The 15,900-nt window shown below is 58.8% G+C and carries 14 protein-coding genes and 1 tRNA gene; all 15 read right to left on the bottom strand.

Annotated elements, in window-relative coordinates:
* Window positions 1-117: 117 nt before the first annotated feature.
* Window positions 118-1,941, bottom strand: a complete 1,824-nt coding sequence (gene glmS, locus H7H48_RS00335; RefSeq protein ID WP_229446858.1) for a glutamine--fructose-6-phosphate transaminase (isomerizing) — start codon at window positions 1,939-1,941, stop codon at window positions 118-120.
* A 135-nt stretch (window positions 1,942-2,076) separates the two neighbouring features.
* Entirely contained in the window at window positions 2,077-3,438 is a 1,362-nt protein-coding gene (gene glmU / locus H7H48_RS00330; protein ID WP_229446857.1) for a bifunctional UDP-N-acetylglucosamine diphosphorylase/glucosamine-1-phosphate N-acetyltransferase GlmU, read from the bottom strand.
* Between the two features lie 71 nt (window positions 3,439-3,509).
* The gene (locus H7H48_RS00325) at window positions 3,510-4,268 is read right to left on the bottom strand and encodes a cytochrome c biogenesis CcdA family protein (RefSeq protein ID WP_370633297.1); all 759 of its coding nucleotides are present in this window, start codon (window positions 4,266-4,268) and stop codon (window positions 3,510-3,512) included.
* A 168-nt stretch (window positions 4,269-4,436) separates the two neighbouring features.
* Window positions 4,437-4,512, bottom strand: a tRNA-Lys gene (locus H7H48_RS00320).
* A 130-nt stretch (window positions 4,513-4,642) separates the two neighbouring features.
* On the bottom strand, window positions 4,643-6,136 hold the full coding sequence (glpK, locus tag H7H48_RS00315) for a glycerol kinase GlpK (protein WP_229446855.1): 1,494 nt from the start codon (window positions 6,134-6,136) through the stop codon (window positions 4,643-4,645).
* A 99-nt stretch (window positions 6,137-6,235) separates the two neighbouring features.
* Window positions 6,236-7,966: an ABC transporter substrate-binding protein gene (locus H7H48_RS00310; RefSeq protein ID WP_229446854.1), complete on the bottom strand. Its 1,731-nt coding sequence runs from the start codon at window positions 7,964-7,966 to the stop codon at window positions 6,236-6,238.
* Between the two features lie 127 nt (window positions 7,967-8,093).
* Window positions 8,094-8,387, bottom strand: a complete 294-nt coding sequence (locus tag H7H48_RS00305; protein WP_007009573.1) for a DUF2160 domain-containing protein — start codon at window positions 8,385-8,387, stop codon at window positions 8,094-8,096.
* 10 nt (window positions 8,388-8,397) lie between these two features.
* Window positions 8,398-9,198, bottom strand: a complete 801-nt coding sequence (locus H7H48_RS00300) for a carbohydrate ABC transporter permease (RefSeq protein ID WP_229446853.1) — start codon at window positions 9,196-9,198, stop codon at window positions 8,398-8,400.
* Window positions 9,195-10,058, bottom strand: a complete 864-nt coding sequence (locus tag H7H48_RS00295; RefSeq protein ID WP_229446852.1) for a carbohydrate ABC transporter permease — start codon at window positions 10,056-10,058, stop codon at window positions 9,195-9,197. The genes H7H48_RS00300 and H7H48_RS00295 overlap by 4 nt, the downstream gene beginning before the upstream one ends.
* Window positions 10,055-11,146 (bottom strand): ABC transporter ATP-binding protein, encoded by a 1,092-nt coding sequence (locus H7H48_RS00290; RefSeq protein WP_229446851.1) that lies wholly within the window; start codon window positions 11,144-11,146, stop codon window positions 10,055-10,057. Before H7H48_RS00290 ends, H7H48_RS00295 begins: the two co-directional genes overlap by 4 nt.
* A gap of 9 nt (window positions 11,147-11,155) precedes the next feature.
* Window positions 11,156-12,238, bottom strand: coding sequence for an ABC transporter ATP-binding protein (locus H7H48_RS00285; RefSeq protein WP_229446850.1), 1,083 nt, complete (start codon window positions 12,236-12,238; stop codon window positions 11,156-11,158).
* Window positions 12,231-13,790 (bottom strand): glycerol-3-phosphate dehydrogenase, encoded by a 1,560-nt coding sequence (gene glpD / locus H7H48_RS00280; RefSeq protein ID WP_229446849.1) that lies wholly within the window; start codon window positions 13,788-13,790, stop codon window positions 12,231-12,233. Before glpD ends, H7H48_RS00285 begins: the two co-directional genes overlap by 8 nt.
* A 102-nt stretch (window positions 13,791-13,892) precedes the next feature.
* Window positions 13,893-14,666 carry a DeoR/GlpR family DNA-binding transcription regulator gene (locus tag H7H48_RS00275; protein ID WP_229446848.1) on the bottom strand — a complete coding sequence of 258 codons (774 nt, stop codon included), beginning with the start codon at window positions 14,664-14,666 and terminating at the stop codon, window positions 13,893-13,895.
* Window positions 14,667-14,854: 188 nt separating this feature from the next.
* Window positions 14,855-15,034 (bottom strand): hypothetical protein, encoded by a 180-nt coding sequence (locus tag H7H48_RS00270; RefSeq protein ID WP_229446847.1) that lies wholly within the window; start codon window positions 15,032-15,034, stop codon window positions 14,855-14,857.
* A 121-nt stretch (window positions 15,035-15,155) separates the two neighbouring features.
* Window positions 15,156-15,884: a proteasome-type protease gene (locus tag H7H48_RS00265; RefSeq protein ID WP_229446846.1), complete on the bottom strand. Its 729-nt coding sequence runs from the start codon at window positions 15,882-15,884 to the stop codon at window positions 15,156-15,158.
* Between the last annotated feature and the right edge of the window lie 16 nt (window positions 15,885-15,900).

Genomic DNA, 15,900 nt, shown 5'->3' with positions numbered 1-15,900 from the left:
ATGCGGAAACGGGCCTCGAATGTGATGGATTAAGGAAGAACAGCCCGGTGGACATTACGCCACCAGGCTGAACAATAGAATAGGAATTCGGGCCGCCATATGACAGCCCCGTGCTTGCTATTCGACCGTAACGGATTTTGCCAGATTGCGGGGCTGGTCCACATCCGTCCCCATGATGACGGCCGTGTGGTAGGCAAGCATCTGGATCGGCAAAGCGTAGATGATTGGGGCAACGAACTCCGGAACATCCGGCAGAACCACCGTCTCCAGCGTGTCGAGCGTTGCATTCTTCGCGCCCTTTTCGTCCGTGATCAGGATAATCCGCCCGCCACGTGCGGCGACCTCCTGCATGTTCGAGACGGTTTTCTCGAATATGCGATCATGCGGGGCGATCACGATCACCGGCATCTGCTCATCGATGAGCGCGATGGGACCATGTTTTAGTTCGCCGGCGGCGTAACCTTCGGCGTGAATGTAGGAGATTTCCTTGAGCTTCAGCGCGCCTTCCAGCGCCAACGGATAGTTCGTGTCGCGGCCGAGATAGAGCACATGACGCACATGCGAGAGTTCGCGTGCGACCTTCTCTATGCTCGCGTTCAATTTCAGCGCCTGGGACGCAAACCGCGGCGCTTCCGAAAGCTGACGCACAAGCGCCTTTTCTTCGTCTGCCGAGATGGTACCGCGCGCCTTGGCAGCCCGGAGCGTCAGTGCCGCAAGGACACTGAGCTGACAGGTGAATGCCTTGGTGGAGGCAACGCCGATTTCCGGGCCGGCGAGCGTGGGGAAAATGCCATCGCTTTCGCGCGCGATGGTCGATTCCCGCACATTGACGATAGCCGAGATAGGGATCCCCTCTCCGCGGCAATAGCGCAGCGAGGCCAGTGTGTCGGCCGTTTCGCCCGACTGAGAAATGAACAGAGCCGCGCTGTTCTTTGGCATTGGCATTTCGCGATAGCGGAACTCGGAGGCAATATCGATATCGACCGGCAGACGTGCATAGCGCTCCAGCCAGTATTTGCCGATCAGCCCGGCCAGGTAGGCCGTGCCGCAGGCTGAAATCGCCAGACGCTCGATCTTCGCAAAGTCGAAGGGCAGATCGAATTCCGCCACTCCGCCCTCAGCGAAATTGAGATAATGGGCGAGCGTGTGGGAAATGACCTCCGGCTGTTCATGGATTTCCTTTTCCATGAAATGGCGATGGTTACCCTTGTCGACAAGCAGACTGGTGCCAACGGACTGTTGCCGTGCGCGTTCGACCGGCCGGCCATCCATGCCAAAGATCTCCATGCCCCCACGCCGCACGATCACCCAGTCGCCGTCTTCCAGATAGGTGATCGTGTTCGTGAACGGTGCGAGCGCGATGGCGTCGGATCCAAGATACATCTCTCCCTCACCGTGGCCGACCGCAAGCGGCGGGCCATTGCGAGCACCGACGATCATGTCCTCATCACCGCGGAACAGGATCGCCAGGGCAAAGGCACCGCGCAGACGCTTCAGCGCCGCGAAAGCCGCTTCCTGGGGAGCAGATCCCTTCTTCAGTTCGTTCGCAACGAGATGTGCGACGACTTCCGTATCGGTTTGTGAGGAAAACGAAACACCACCGGCTTTCAATTCATCGCGCAATTCAGCGAAATTTTCGATGATGCCGTTGTGGACGACGGCCACGTCGCCGGCGAAATGCGGATGCGCGTTGGTTTCGTTGGGAACACCGTGGGTTGCCCAGCGCGTGTGGCCGATGCCGATCAAGCCGCCTAGGGGATCCTCCCCCAGCCTCTTCTCAAGGTTTACCAGCTTGCCCTCGGCACGGCGTCGATCGAGCCTGCCATTATCCAGGGTTGCAACACCGGCTGAATCATATCCGCGATACTCAAGCCGCTTCAGCGCGTCGACGATGAGCGGCGCCACCGGCGTCTGCCCGACAATGCCAACAATTCCACACATATGGCTGTCTCAGCCTCCCACCAAACAATCGATCCCCGATTCACGCAATTCTTCTAGGTCGCGGAAGAAGGGGATGAAAATCAACAAGTCTTTCACTTCGTATCAAGCCGGTACGGCCGTTTTGATGCCCCTACATCAGCTACTCGAACGGCGGGCCTTAAGCGCCGCCAGCCGGTCGCGCAGGCGTTTTCCGAGCCCCTCCCGATTGGACTGTCTGGCGCGTCCGAAAGCCAAGGCGTCGGCAGGCACGGACTCGGTGATCACGCTACCGGATGCCACATAGGCGCCCGCCCCGATGGTGACCGGTGCAACCAGAGATGAATTGGTTCCGACAAACGCGCCAGGCTCGATATCGGTGAAATGTTTTGAGAAACCGTCATAGTTACAGGTGATGGTGCCGGCACCGAGATTGGCTCCTGCTCCCACCCGTGCATCGCCCACATAGGAAAGGTGCGGGACCTTGGCACCCGGCTCCACACGCGCCTTCTTGATCTCTACGAAGTTTCCGACCTTCGCACCGTCCATGATTTCGGCACCCGGGCGCAGTCTCGCGAAGGGGCCGACTGAGGCGCCCGCGTCGACACGCGCCTCCTCGAGATGCGAATTTGCCCTGAGGGTGACGTTATCTCCAATTGTCACACCGGGACCGAAGAAGACATTGGGCTCGATGATCGTATCGCGACCGATGACGGTATCATGCGAAAAATACACGGTTTCCGGTGCGATAAGGGTCACGCCGTCAAGCATCACCCTATTTCGGCAGCGCTGTTGCCAGATGGCTTCCGCGGCTGCGAGTTCGGCGCGGTTGTTGATGCCGAGCGCGCTTTCATAATCGGCCTCGATGGCGCGCACCTTGAGCCCTCGGGCGGTTGCGATCTTGACGATGTCCGTCAGGTAGTATTCACCCTTGGCGTTGTCATTGCCGATGGCTTCGAGCAGCTCCAGCGCCTGGCTGCCGGCAATCCCCATTGCTCCGCCATTACAGAAGGTGATGCGGCGCTCTTCATCGGTGCAGTCCTTCTCCTCACGGATGGCAACCAGCGCCTCGCCATCTTCGATCAGCCGCCCATAGCCAGAAGGCCGCTCAGTGCGAAATCCCATAACGACGACGTGTGCGCCTTCGGAAAGGCCTGCGCGCAGCGCCTTAAGAGCCTCGAGCGAAATAAGCGGCGTGTCGCCAAAGGAGACGAGAACATCGTCATATCCACGGGCGATTGCAGCGCGTGCTGCCAGCACCGCGTGGCCAGTGCCCAGCCGCTCCGATTGAACGAATGTCTCGGCACCGGGAGCAAAGCCCTCGGCTGCACGGGACACCGCCTCGGCGCCATGGCCCACCACCAGCGCCATGTCACCGGCACCGGCTGCATTGAGTGCCCGTGTCACATGGCCAAGCATCTCCAGCCCGGCAATCTTGTGCAGCACCTTGGGCGTTGCGCTTTTCATGCGCGTGCCCTCGCCCGCTGCGAGGATAACCGAAAGGCAGGTGCGTTCGCTCATGGATTGATGCCCGTAATGCTTTTGACGATTCGTCTTTTCTAGCATCCTGCCCTTACGGCACCAATCCGCTCTCAACCGAGTTTGCCAAGGGCCGGAAAGGTCTCAAGAAGCCAGAACGCCATGGATTGCATGCCGCCGGTTAAGAAAAGGACACCGGCCAGGACGAGCAAACCGCCCATCACCTTTTCGACGCGCCCCAGATGCATGCGGAAGCGGGAAAGGAAGCGCATGAAGCTTCCCGAGAAAAGCGCTGCGAGAAGAAAGGGCACACCAAGGCCCAGCGAATACACCGCCAGAAGCAATGCGCCATCAGCCACGGTCTCGCGCCCTCCAGCCAGTGTCAGGATCGGGCCGAGCACCGGGCCGATGCACGGCGTCCATCCGAAGGCGAAGGCGAGCCCCATTACGTAAGCACCAATTCTCGTGGCTGGCTTTCCGCCCGCCTGAATGCGCGCCTCCCGCGACAGGAAGGGGATGCGCACCACGCCAAGGAAGTTGAGCCCCATGACGATGATGACGATGCCTGCCGCGATGGCGAGTTCCTGCTGCCATGTCCGCAAGACGGCGCCAATGGTCGACGCGCCGGCCCCCAGGAGCACAAAGACCGTGGTGAAGCCAAGCACGAAGGAAAGAGATGCCGAGAAGAGCGCAAAGCGCGTGGTGCTCATGGAGGCCGAACTGGCTTTGCTTGCCCCCTCACCCTGGAACTGCTCAACCGAAACGCCGGCCATGTAGCACAGATAAGGCGGAACAAGCGGCAACACGCAGGGAGACAGAAATGATAGTGCTCCAGCACCCGCCGCGCTTAAATATCCGACATCAATCGCCATGCTTCGTCTCAAACTGAAAGCGCAAACCGCGCGTCTTTGAATGCGCCTTCCCTATAAGCAGACGCACCCGCACACGCCAATCACCTTTGCGTGGCATACCGTCGCGATGAATGCCCGTGAACACATCGAGACACGAGAATTTTGTCTTATCTGGATGGAGCAGAAATATGGTGAGCGCGCAGGGGCTCGAACCCTGGACCTACTGATTAAAAGTCAGTTGCTCTACCAACTGAGCTACGCGCTCCCTGCGGGTTTTTCGAACCCCGGAAATTGCGGCGGAACATAGAGAGGGGCTTATCTGCGGTCAACCGGAAAAAAGCGTCTTTCGCCCGACTTTTTTGTTCCCGTATCAAAGTCCCTCTCCCACAAGGGTTTCAAGTGGTGCTGAGCGTTCTGCGCACCGCATCACGCCAGCCCTTCAGCCTCGTTTCCCGTTCGGCTGCGTCCATTTGCGGGCAAAACTGACGATCAAGCTTCCAGCCGGCAGCGAATTCCTCGGCGCCGGGCCAGACACCGGCCCGCGATCCCGCAAGCCAGGCAGCGCCCAGCGCCGTGGTTTCGAGCTGAGTCGGCCGGTCGACCGGCGCGTCGAGCATGTCGGCCAGGAATTGCAGCATCCAGTCGCTGGCAACCATACCGCCATCGACCCGCAGCACGGTGTCGTTTTCCCCGTCGTGCCAGTCCTTGCGCATGGCATCAAGCAGGTCGCGTGTCTGGTATGCGACCGATTCGAGCGTGGCGCGCGCGAATTCTGCCGGGCCAGAATTGCGTGTGAGGCCATAGATCGCTCCCCGCGCTTCCGCATCCCAGTGTGGGGCGCCAAGCCCGACAAAGGCGGGCACGAGATAGAGCTGCTGGGTGGGATCGGCTTTCTCCGCCAGGGCGCCCGAATCGGCAGCCTTGCCGATGATCTTCAAGCCGTCGCGCAGCCATTGAACGGCTGCACCAGCGACAAAGATCGAGCCTTCAAGCGCGTAGGTTGTCACCCCGTCGAGCCGGTAGGCGATGGTCGTAAGAAGACGGTTTTTGGAGGACACCATCGTCTGACCCGTGTTGAGCACGGCAAAACATCCCGTGCCATAGGTGGCCTTGAGCATGCCCGGTTCGAAACAGGCCTGACCGATCACGGCTGCCTGCTGATCGCCGGCAACGCCGAGTATAGGAATTGCCGTGCCGAAAAGCTTCTTCTCGGTGACACCGAAATCTGCGGCGCTGTCCTTCACCTCAGGCAAGAGTGTTTTCGGCACGCGCAGGATTTTCAGGAGTTCGTCATCCCATTCATTGGTCTCGATGTTGTAAAGAAGCGTGCGCGAGGCATTCGTGGCATCCGTGACATGCGCCTTGCCGCCGGTCAGGCGCCAGATCAGAAACGTGTCGATGGTGCCGGCAAGGAGTTCCCCCTTCTCTGCCCGCTCGCGCGCTCCTTTCACCTCATCGAGGATCCAGGCGAGTTTGGTTCCGGAAAAATAGGGATCGAGAAGCAGACCGGTTTTTGCCGTAAAGGTTTTTTCCAGCCCTTCCGCCTTCAGCTTTTCGCACATGGGGGCGGTGCGACGGTCCTGCCAGACGATTGCATTGTGAACGGGCTTGCCGGTATCGCGCTCCCACACGACGATGGTTTCGCGCTGATTGGTGATGCCGATGGCTGCTACATCGGTTGCTTCCAGCTTCGCCTTACGCAGGGCGCTGCGCGCGGTCGACACAACACCCTTCCAGATGTCTTCGGGATCGTGTTCAACCCAGCCCGAATTCGGATAGTGCTGCTGAAATTCCTTTTGCCCGGTCGCCACCGGCTGCATTGAAGCGTCGAACAGGATGGTCCTGCTGGATGTCGTGCCCTGGTCTATCGCCAATACATAACCGCTCATTGGTCCTCCGGATCGGTCAGAAACTGTTTGCCAAACGGGGAGCCGGGCTTGCCGGCTCCCCGTCCATTTTGATGCCATTCAGGCATGTTGCAACCGGCCTCACTGCCAGCGCTTGACGATTTCCTCGTAAACGATGGTTTCGCCCTGGGGCTTTTCGTTTTCGAGTTTGGCTTTAGCGCCGCCCTTACCGATCCATTCGGAGGGATCCTTTTCCTCATTCAAGCGTGGACCGCAACCGCCATAGACATTGGCGCTTTCGTCCGCTGCCTGCATGCGGGCCATGGTGATATCCATTTCACCGGCCAGACGATCCATGGCCTCCTGCGGGGTGAACGCGCCGGAGTTCACATCGCCGATCTGCTGCCACCAGATCTGGGCGAGCTTTGGATAGTCCGGCACATTGACGCCCGTGTCTGTCCACAGAACCCGGTCCGGCGAGCGATAGAACTCCACGAGACCGCCGAGCTTCGGAGAGCGCTCGGTGAAGGATTCGTGATTCACCGTGGAATCGCGAATGATCGTGAGACCGACATGGCTCTTCTTCACGTCGACCGTTTTCGAGGTGACGAACTGGGCGTAGAGCCAGGCCGCCTTGCGGCGATCCACAGGCGTGGATTTGAACAGCGTCCAGGAGCCCACATCCTGATAACCGAGCTTCATGCCCTCTTCCCAGTAGGGCCCATGCGGTGACGGTGCCATCTTCCAGAGCAGATTGCCTTCGTCATCGACGGTGTTGTTGCCCTCGCTTTTCGGCTTGACCATATCGGCGGTGAAGGCGGTGTACCAGAATATCTGCTGGGCGACATTGCCCTGGCTGAGCGCCGGCAGCGACTGATAGAAGTCGAGATCGGCGGCACCTGGAGGCGCATACTGGCGCAGCCACTCATCCCATTTGCGGATGGCGTAGACGGCGGCAGGTCCATTGGCAGCACCACCCCGAGTGACGGAAGCGCCGGCAGGATTGCACGACCCCTCCTCCATGCGGATGCCCCATTCATCGATCGGGCGGCCATTGGGCAGCCCCTTGGAGCCAGCACCGGCCATGGAGAGCCAGGCGTCCGTCATGCGCCAGCCGAGATCCGGTGCGCGCTTGCCGTAGTCCATATGACCATAGACGCGAACACCATCGATCTCCTTCACGTCATTGGTGAAGAAGTCGGCGATATCCTCATAGGCCGACCAGTTGACTGGAACGCCAAGCTCGTACCCGTATTTCTCCTTGAATTTCTCTTTGATTTCAGGGCGATCAAACCAGTCCTTTCGGAACCAGTAGAGGTTGGCAAATTGCTGGTCCGGCAATTGCCAGAGCTTGCCGTCCGGTCCGGTAGCAGAGGCGACGCCGATGAAATCCTCAAGATCGAGGGTCGGCGACGTGACGTCTGCACCTTCGCCTTCCATCCAGTCGGTGAGGTTGACTGCACTTTGCAGGCGCGAATGCGTTCCCACCAGATCGGCATCGTTGACATAGGCGTCATAGAGATTGCGGTTGGTCTGCATCTGGGTCTGTACAGCCTGCACCACCTCGCCTTCTCCCAGAAGCTGGTGGTTCACCTTGATGCCCGTGATCTCCTGAAATGCCTTGGTCAGGGTTTCGGATTCGTAGGAATGTGTCGGTATGGTTTCGGAGAGAACGTTGATCTCCATTCCCTGAAACGGTTCCGCTGCCTTGATGAACCATTCCATTTCGGCCAGCTGCTCCTCACGGCTGAGAGAGGAAGGCTGGAACTCACTGTCGATCCACTTTTCCGCAGCCGCCATGTCTGCCATGGCCTGGCCGGGCAGCCAGAGCAGGGCAAGCGCTGCGACAGAAGTCTTCAAATGCGCTTTCATTTCAAACTCCTCCTCCTGTTTCCACACTCATTCGATGAATGTGGTTTGACGCTCAATGAGCCCATTTGGGAGCTCTTGACCGCCGGTTTGCGGGACGCTTTGCATCCCGCTTTGCTTTGTCCGGAACCTACACCCAGCGGAACACCGCATAGGCATAGATCAAAGACAAAATCGTGCCGCCCCAAAGCGGCATATCAGTCAGGCCCAGCCACCCCAGATGGATAAAGGCGCTGCCGAGCAACGAGATGAAAAGACGGTCTCCCCGCGTGGTATCGAGACCGAGAATCCCGTGCCGCGGCCCTCCGCCGGGGCTCGCCCATTCCCAGACGGTCATGGCGCACAGAAGCGCGAAGATGACGAGGAAGAATGTGGCCGTCTGCCACGTCCAGGCCATCCATGTGAGATCAAGCCAATGGGGCATGAAGTCCTCCCTAGACGCGCCCGAGGGCAAAGCCCTTGGCGATGTAATTGCGCACGAACCAGATCACGATGGCACCCGGGATAATGGTCAAAACCCCGGCAGCCGCCAGAAGCCCCAGCTCGTAGCCAGATGTGCTCGCCGTGCGGGTCATGACGGCGGCGATCGGCTTGGCAGCGACAGAGGTCAGCGTCTTGGCCAGAAGCAGCTCCACCCATGAGAACATGAAGCAGAAGAAGGCCGTGACACCGATGCCCGACGCAATGAGCGGCATGAAGATCTTCACGAAGAAACGCGGAAACGAATAGCCGTCGATATAGGCTGTTTCATCGATCTCCTTGGGCACGCCAGACATGAAGCCTTCGAGGATCCACACCGCCAGCGGAATGTTGAAGAGGCAGTGGGCGAGCGCAACGGCCCACGGTGTATCGAACAGGCCGACGGCGGAATAGAGCTGGTAGAACGGCAAGGCAAAGACCGCCGGCGGCGCCATCCGGTTGGTCAGGAGCCAGAAAAACAGGTGCTTGTCGCCCAGGAAGCGATAGCGTGAGAACGCATAGGCGGCAGGCAGTGCAAAGGCGACGGAAATCACCGTGTTTATAAGAACATAACTGATGGAGCTAATGTAACCGTTGTACCAGACCGGATTGGTGAGGATCTCCACATAGCTGTCGATGGTGAAGTTTTTCGGCCATGGGCTGAAGCCGCCGAGGATCTCGTTGGTCGTCTTGAAGGACATATTCACGAGCCAGTAGATCGGCAGGAGCAGGAAGATGATGTAGAGCGTTGGAACAAGCCAGCGGGTCACTCTCATTGGTCTTCTCCCCGGGTCATCAGCGTGTAGAAGATCCAGCTCACCAGGAGCGTCATCAGGAAGTAGATGATGCTCATGGCTGCTGCGATGCCGAGATTGAATTCACCCAGAGCCGCCTTCACCAGATCGATGGACAGGAAGGTCGTGGCATTGCCCGGCCCGCCTCCGGTCAAGACGAAAGGCTCGGTGTAGATCATGAAGGAATCCATGAAGCGCAGGAGAATTGCGATCGTCAGGACACGGTTCATCTTGGGCAACTGGATGTAGCGGAACACCGACCAGCGCGATGCGCCATCGATCCTCGCAGCCTGGTAATAGGCTTCGGGAATGGAACGCAGGCCCGCATAGGCAAGCAGCACAACGAGTGACGTCCAGTGCCAGACATCCATCAACACCACGGTGAACCATGCGGAGATAGGCTGACGCGTGAAGTTGTAGGGGATGCCGAGTGCATTGAGCCCATAGCCCAGAAGGCCGATATCCGGCAGGGCCATGATGTTCCACATGGCGCCGACCACATTCCACGGGATGAGCAGCGGCAGTGCCATCAAAACGAGACAGACCGACACCCAGGGGCCGGAACGGGGCATGGTGAGAGCGATGGCAACACCAAGCGGCACCTCGATCAGAAGAATGATCCCGGTGAACAGAAACTGCCGGAAAAGCGAGGCGTGAAAACGGTCGGAGGTGAGCACATCCTCATACCATTTCGTTCCCTCGAAGAAGAACAGATTGTTGCCGAAGGTTTCCTGAACCGAGTAGTTCACAACCGTCATCAACGGAATGATGGCGTTGAAGGCCACCAGCAGCAGGACCGGCAGGACGAGAAACCAGGCGCGGTTGTTCCATGTCTTGGTCATGTCGCTCCCTCCTGACGCGCGGAGACCGGGTCAACGCGCCATGAATCGGCATAGAGATTGATGCCTGCCGGATCGAAACTGATGCGCGGTTCGCTCGGCAGAGCCGTTCCTTCGGCAACAATCGCGGCAATGGGCTGTCCCTCGACGGTCGCATGAACGATCTTTCGGCGACCGGTATCCTCCACGCGCAGGATCTGCGCGGGTATGCCCTTCTCGCCAATCCGGACATATTCGGGACGCACACCGAGCTCCATCCTGGCATCGCTGTTTCCCGGCAACTGCCCGTCAAGTGAGATGGCGTGGGAACCGATATGGGCACCCTGCCCGTCGATCCGGACGGGCAGGACATTCATGCCCGGAGAGCCGATGAAATAGCCGACAAAGGTGTGGTTGGGGCGTTCGAAAAGCTCTTCAGGCGTTCCGATCTGAACGATTTCGCCTTCATTCATCACCACGACCTGATCGGCAAAGGTGAGCGCCTCGGTCTGGTCGTGGGTCACATAGACCATGGTAAAGGCAAAGCGCCGGTGGAGCTCCTTCAATTGCGAGCGCAGCACCCATTTCATGTGCGGATCGATAACAGTGAGCGGTTCGTCGAAGAGAATGGCGCTGACATCGGAGCGCACCAGCCCACGGCCGAGCGCGATCTTCTGCTTGTCGTCAGCGGTCAGTCCCTTGGCTTTCTGGTCGGCGCGTTCCGCCAGATCGATCATTTCGAGTGTTTCACGCACGCGCCGATCGATCTCGTCGGCCGCAACGCCGCGATTGCGCAGGGGAAAGGCAAGATTCTGGTAGACGGTCATCGTGTCGTAGACGACCGGAAACTGAAACACCTGCGCGATGTTCCGGTCTTCGGTTGAGAGGTCAGTGACATTTTTCCCATCGAAGAGGATCTGGCCTTCGGTCGGCCGCAGGAGCCCTGAAATGATATTCAAAAGCGTGGTCTTGCCGCAGCCCGACGGACCAAGCAGCGCATAGGCGCCGCCATCGTCAAACGTGTGGTGGACCCGCTTCAGTGCGTAATCATCATCACTCGCTGGATTGGGCAGATAGGCGTGGCGGATGTTGTTGAGATCAATTCGCGCCATTCCCGCCTCCTATGCAGCCCGGCTTTCGCCGATCGTGACACGCCGGCTTGCATCGTCGAACACCAGCATGTGGCGGGTGTCGATGAAGACCTCGACGGCTTCGCCTACGTCGAGCCGATGAATCCCCTCTTCCAGCATCACCCAGCGGTGCCCCGCGAAGTCGAGATGGACGAAGCTCTCTGATCCGGTGATCTCCGTCACCGACACGGTGGCGCGGACAGAAACCGCACTGGCCTCACGTGGCGCAAGAGAAAGGTGATGCGGCTGGAAACCAAGCGTGTAGGAACCGTCCGGCGCGCTTTCGAGCCCCTGCGGCACAGGCAATCGAACGGTTTTGTCGAGGAGGAAACTTGCGCCTGATTTTTCCACCGAAACCGTGTTCAGGGGCGGATCGGAAAAGGTGCGCGCTGTCACGAGATCGACCGGCTTGCGGAACACATCGATGGTCGGGCCGAACTGCGTGAGGCGTCCCCGGCTGAGCGTTGCCGTGTTGCCCCCCAGAAGCAACGCTTCGCTCGGCTCTGTGGTGGCATAGACGAAGATCGCGCCCGAAGCGGCAAAGATCTTGGGCAGTTCTGCCCGCAATTCCTCGCGCAGCTTGTAATCCAGATTGGCGAGCGGTTCATCCAGAAGCACGAGGCGTGCTTCCTTGACCATGGCGCGGGCCAGGGCGGTGCGCTGCTGCTGTCCGCCGGAAAGTTCCAGCGGGGTACGCTCCAGATGCGGTGTCAGGTGCAGAAGCTCTGCCGCCTGCCGGACCTTTTCCTCGATAACCCGCTTTTCTGTGCCAGCGACCCGTAGCGGCGAGGCGATGTTTTCGTAAACGGTCATCGCCGGATAATTGATAAATTGCTGATAGACCATGGCAACGCTGCGCTTCTGGACGGGAATGCCGGTAACATCCTCTCCTTCCATCCACACGCTGCCGGATGTGGGTCGATCGAGCCCGGCCATGAGCCGCATCAGGCTGGTTTTGCCGGCAAGCGTCGGTCCGAGCAGCACATTGAGTGAGCCCGGCTCCAGCCGCAGCGAAACATCATCTATATGCGTTTCGCCGGAAACGACCTTTGAAACCTTGCGCAGTTCAAGCATGTCCTCCCCCAGCGTTGGCCGCCTGGTCTTGCATTCCCGAAATATCACGCATGAAATCGTCGACCTCCGCCGCCTCCTCCGGCGTCAGCCGCAAACCGCGCTTGGTTCTGCGCCAAAGCACGTCTTCCCCGGTGACTGCCCATTCACGAGCGGTCAAATAGCGCAGTTCAGCTTCGTAAAGATCGACACCGAAATGCCGCCCGAGATCGCGCGGCGATTGAGCATTCCCGAGAACCTCTCGGGCACAGAGGCCGTAAAGCCTGACCAGCCGGGCTGCATGATGGCGATCGAGAAACGCGTAGTCGCGCAGCAGCGCTTCTACCTGCGCTTCATAACCGTCAAAAGCGAACTCGCCACCCGGTAGCGTGGCCGAGTGGGTCCATGGTCGACCTTTTGCGCCGATGGATTCGGCGATTTTCTCCAGCGCCGATTCAGCCAGCTTGCGATAGGTCGTTATCTTGCCGCCGAACACATGCACCATGGGCGCCCCGCCCCGCCCGGTCTCCGATTTCAGAACATAGTCCCGGGTGGCTTCCTGAGCTTTAGAGGCACCGTCATCGAACAGCGGGCGCACACCTGAATAGGTCCACACAATATCATCGCGGCGCACCGGTTCGACGAAATATGCGCTGGCGGCCGCACACAGATAGTCGACCTCGTTGTCGCTGATCGCAACTTCCTTCGGATCGCCATCATAATCCTGATCGGTGGTGCCGATCAGCGTGAAATCATTCTCATAGGGTATGGCGAAAATGATCCGTCCATCCGAGTTTTGAAAGAAATAAGCGCGCGGATCGTCGAACTTGCTCCGGACGACGATATGACTTCCCTTCACCAGACGCACGTTTTGAACATCGTTCTGACCGAGCACGCCCGAAATGACGTGATCCACCCAGGGCCCAGCTGCATTGACGAGATAGCGCGCCCGCACGGTCTCGGTCTCACCGGTCAAAAGATTCTGGATACCAATTTTCCAGATCCCTTTTTCGTCTTCAGCCGAGGTGACCCGAGTGCGCACCCGCACATCCGCTCCGCGATCGGCGGCGTCTCGGGCATTGAGCACGACAAAGCGGGCATCGTTGACCCAGCAATCGGAGTATTCGAACGCGCGGCGGTAGGAACCTTTGAGCGGCTTGCCGGCGGGGTCGGTGCGCATGTCGAGCGTACGTGTCTTGGGAAGCAGTTTCCTCCCACCAATATGATCGTAAATGAAAAGCCCGAGCCGGACGAGCCAGGCGGGGCGGAGACCCTTGTGCAGCGGCAGAACGAAACGCATGGGCCAAATGATATGCGGCGCGTTGCGCCACAGGATCTCGCGCTCCATGAGCGCCTCGCGAACGAGACGGAACTCGTAATATTCCAGATAGCGCAAGCCACCATGGATGAGCTTGGTCGATCCGGAGGATGTGCCGCTCGCCAGGTCGTTCATCTCCGCCAAAAATACGGAGTATCCACGCCCGACAGCGTCACGCGCTATGCCGCATCCATTGATTCCGCCACCAATGACGAACACGTCGAAAATCCTGGAACTGGTGGACTTGGAAGCGGGCACGCGTTTCTCCCCTGCCTCTGGGATCACAGGAAACTTTCCTGCCTTGGAAATAAAGGAATTATTTCGAAAGAAAAATGAATGTCAAACGAAAATCAATATTCGTTAACATTCCGTCTCGATCAACCGGACACCCGCCTCCTCGCAGAGCGCCCGCATCGCCGGCAGCGGGCAATGGTCCGTGATGAACGTGTCGACTTGGGATAAGTGTCCGATCCGGACCGGCGCACCGCGCTCAAATTTGGTGGAATCCGACACCAGGATCACGTGGCGCGCATTGGCGATGATGGCCTGCGCCACCTTCACCTCGCGAAAATCGAAATCATAGAGCGCACCATCGGGGTCGATAGAAGAGACACCAATGACCGCGTAGTCGACCTTGAACTGACGGATGAAGTCCACCGCGGCCTCGCCGACGATCCCGCCATCCGACCCACGCACCACACCGCCTGCAATGATCACCTCAAAGGAAGGAAAAACCCTCATCCGATTGGCAACATTGATATTATTGGTGATCACCATGAGACCTTCATGATCGAGCAAAGCGTCACTCACCGCCTCAGTGGTCGTGCCGATATTCACAAAAAGCGACGCCCTGTCGGGGATGATCCGCGCCGCAGCCTGTCCGATTGCGCGCTTTTCTTCCGAAGCGATTTTACGCCGCGCTTCATACTCCATATTTTCTATGCCGGAAGGCAACAGAGCCCCGCCATGGATCCGGGTCAGAAGGCGCCGATCGCAAAGCTCGTTGAGATCACGCCGTATCGTCTGCGGCGTCACACCGAAATGCACGGCCAGATCATCGACGAGGACGCGGCCATGCTCCTTCGCCTGCTCGAGGATTTCGGCCAGCCGTGGCGTCAGGAAGGAAGGGTTCATGATGATCTCAATGTTCGTTTTTGGCATTTAAATGCAAAAACGAAAATCGAGCAAGCTCTCCTCGGTTCCAGCCCTGCCAAACGCCTTGCCGTCATCGCGGCCGACATCACGCGGCAAACCATTCCCGCGCGCGTCTCGTGACTTCAAACCGGACCAAAAATGCGGATTGTCTGAAGGAACAGAGGTGGTCAGGCGCAGAAAAGGGAGAACCACACCACGAAAACCGCGTTATCGACTATCGCGCTGGTGCTGCTTGCGCCTTTTTTCGCTTTCGCAGGCGAAGCAGAAATCCGCGCAGCGCAATCTTCGATCAAAGGACAACCGTTGTCTTGCACCTGCTGACGACCGACCCGAACGGCAAAAGCCATGAAGCCTCACAGTGAAACAACAGGCCGATGGTACCTATCGGATCTCGGCAGTCAGACTGAGAGAGGCATGAGACCTTGCGATCTGAAGCGCGCAACGATGTGAGCCGGGTAGCCTGACACCCTAGCGCTTGAAGTCAGGAAGACTCTTGAAAGCCCTCTTCAACGCGTCGGACCAGCCCTCCGAGATTTCCCGCAGATAGGGATCGTCGGCTTCGATGCGCTTTTCGTAGCCGATGCGGAACGTGTCGTTCTCATAGTATAAAAGATCGATTGGCAGGCCGACGGACAAATTGGACTTCAGCGTGGAATCGAAGGAAACCAACAGAAGCTTCACCGTTTCCTCCAGGCTCATGGCCGGATCGAACGCACGCACCAGAATGGGTTTGCCATATTTGGTCTCGCCAATCTGGAAGAACGGCGTATCGGCGCTGACCTCAATGAAATTCCCCTCCGGGTAAATCAGGAACAGGCGCGGTGCCATGCCGCGGATCTGGCCACCAAGGATGAAGGAGGCGCCAAAAGCGTCAGCACTCTGTCCGACGGGCGCCGACTGACGGATAACTTCCTTCACCGTATCACCGACCAGGCGGGCCGCCTGATACATGGATGGCGTTTCAATCATGGAGGGAGTTCGTTCATCCGGCGCCTTGGTACGCTCGTCAAGCAGGCTGACCACGGCTTGTGTGGTTGCCAGATTGCCAGCCGAAAGCAGTACCAGAACGCGGTCATCCGGCTTTTGCCAGCAATGCATTTTGCGAAAGGTGGAAATGTTGTCCACGCCGGCATTTGTCCGTGTGTCCGACATGAACACAAGGCCATGCTGCGTTTTCAGCCCGACGCAATAGGTCATCTGGACCGTGCCTCAT

Source organism: Nitratireductor sp. B36, from assembly GCF_020833685.1.
GTDB lineage: Bacteria > Pseudomonadota > Alphaproteobacteria > Rhizobiales > Rhizobiaceae > Nitratireductor.
The sequence above is the reverse complement of the archived record's forward strand: the minus strand, read 5'-3'. Positions and strand labels throughout refer to the sequence as shown.

Coding starts and splice junctions, on each gene's coding strand:
- glmS (WP_229446858.1), bottom strand. CDS start 1,941: ATGTGTGGAATTGTTGGCATTGTCGGGCAGACGCCGGTGGCGCCGCTC.
- glmU (WP_229446857.1), bottom strand. CDS start 3,438: ATGAGCGAACGCACCTGCCTTTCGGTTATCCTCGCAGCGGGCGAGGGC.
- H7H48_RS00325 (WP_370633297.1), bottom strand. CDS start 4,268: ATGGCGATTGATGTCGGATATTTAAGCGCGGCGGGTGCTGGAGCACTA.
- glpK (WP_229446855.1), bottom strand. CDS start 6,136: ATGAGCGGTTATGTATTGGCGATAGACCAGGGCACGACATCCAGCAGG.
- H7H48_RS00310 (WP_229446854.1), bottom strand. CDS start 7,966: ATGAAAGCGCATTTGAAGACTTCTGTCGCAGCGCTTGCCCTGCTCTGG.
- H7H48_RS00305 (WP_007009573.1), bottom strand. CDS start 8,387: ATGCCCCATTGGCTTGATCTCACATGGATGGCCTGGACGTGGCAGACG.
- H7H48_RS00300 (WP_229446853.1), bottom strand. CDS start 9,198: ATGAGAGTGACCCGCTGGCTTGTTCCAACGCTCTACATCATCTTCCTG.
- H7H48_RS00295 (WP_229446852.1), bottom strand. CDS start 10,058: ATGACCAAGACATGGAACAACCGCGCCTGGTTTCTCGTCCTGCCGGTC.
- H7H48_RS00290 (WP_229446851.1), bottom strand. CDS start 11,146: ATGGCGCGAATTGATCTCAACAACATCCGCCACGCCTATCTGCCCAAT.
- H7H48_RS00285 (WP_229446850.1), bottom strand. CDS start 12,238: ATGCTTGAACTGCGCAAGGTTTCAAAGGTCGTTTCCGGCGAAACGCAT.
- H7H48_RS00275 (WP_229446848.1), bottom strand. CDS start 14,666: ATGAACCCTTCCTTCCTGACGCCACGGCTGGCCGAAATCCTCGAGCAG.
- H7H48_RS00270 (WP_229446847.1), bottom strand. CDS start 15,034: ATGGCTTTTGCCGTTCGGGTCGGTCGTCAGCAGGTGCAAGACAACGGT.
- H7H48_RS00265 (WP_229446846.1), bottom strand. CDS start 15,884: ATGACCTATTGCGTCGGGCTGAAAACGCAGCATGGCCTTGTGTTCATG.